Below are 1060 nucleotides of genomic sequence, written 5' to 3' on the forward strand. Positions count from 1 at the left end.
GGCCTATCATGATGGGTCTCGCAACGCACAAATTTTAGACCTCGTTCACGTGCCTGACAACCTTCCCCCTGCTTTCGTCGCATATCCGCGCCTGCCCGGCCATCAATTGCTGAGCCTGCAGGGCGTGGATGCAGTGGCTTTTGCCCATGCCCAGTTCAGCAGCGACGTGACCGCCCTGCCCCTGCTGCACTGGCAGTGGAGCGCGTGGCTGAGCGCCAAGGGCCGCACCCTGGCGGTGTTTCAGCTGCTGCGGCTGGCCGATGACCATGTGCTTCTGGTGCTCGCCGACGGCGATGCCGATGCGATTGCGTCGCAACTGCAGCGCTTCGTGTTCCGCCGCAAAGTGAAATTGCAGGTGCATGCGGACCTGGTGGTGGCCGGGGCCTTTACTGCGCCGGAAGCCGCTACCGGCGCTGCCATCGCACTGGCCGACAGCCACGGCTGGGAGCTGGATCTGGGCAGCGACGCACTTCCCCGCACGCTGCGCATCGGTCCGGTCGAGGCCTTCCCGGCCAGCGACGAAACCGGGGGCGCCGCCTTTGCTCTGGCCTGGCGCCAGGCCGACCTGCGCTTTGGCCTGCCACGATTGGTAGAGAGCCAGCGCGAGGTGTGGACCCCGCAGCAGCTGGGCCTGGACCGCCTCAACGGCTACAGCGTGAAGAAGGGCTGCTACCCCGGCCAGGAAATCGTCGCGCGCACCCATTTCCTCGGCAAGGCCAAGCGCGCGGTGCAGCTGCTGCATACCGCTGCACCTGCGCAGGCAGGCGATGGCGTGCAGCAGGACGGCGTCGCGCTCGGCACCCTGGCCAGCGTGGCCGGCGATCTGGCACTGGCTGTGCTGCCGCTGGAGACCGGCGACAGCGAACTGCAGGTGGGCGACGCGCCCGCGCAGCGGATGCCGCTGCTGGACGGCCTGGCGCGCTGAGGCGCCGATCCGGCATTTCATCCACGCATGGCGTGGATCTACTGGGGATCACGGTGGGTGCGGACCGTTGGTCCGCACGCCTTCGGCGAAGGAAGGTAGTGCCGGCCGCTGGCCGGCAACCACGCCGGGTTGAGG

Annotated in this window: 1 protein-coding gene; it reads left to right on the top strand. The window is 68.1% G+C overall.

The features are described from left to right. Positions 1-49 precede the first annotated feature (49 nt). A complete protein-coding gene (ygfZ, locus tag AB4Y84_RS22310) occupies positions 50-925 on the top strand; it encodes a CAF17-like 4Fe-4S cluster assembly/insertion protein YgfZ (RefSeq protein WP_442251013.1) in 876 nt (291 codons plus the stop codon). Positions 926-1060: the final 135 nt, after the last annotated feature.

Origin of the sequence: Stenotrophomonas sp. 2YAF22, assembly GCF_052114665.1 — a bacterium.
GTDB classification, from domain to species: domain Bacteria; phylum Pseudomonadota; class Gammaproteobacteria; order Xanthomonadales; family Xanthomonadaceae; genus Stenotrophomonas; species Stenotrophomonas indicatrix.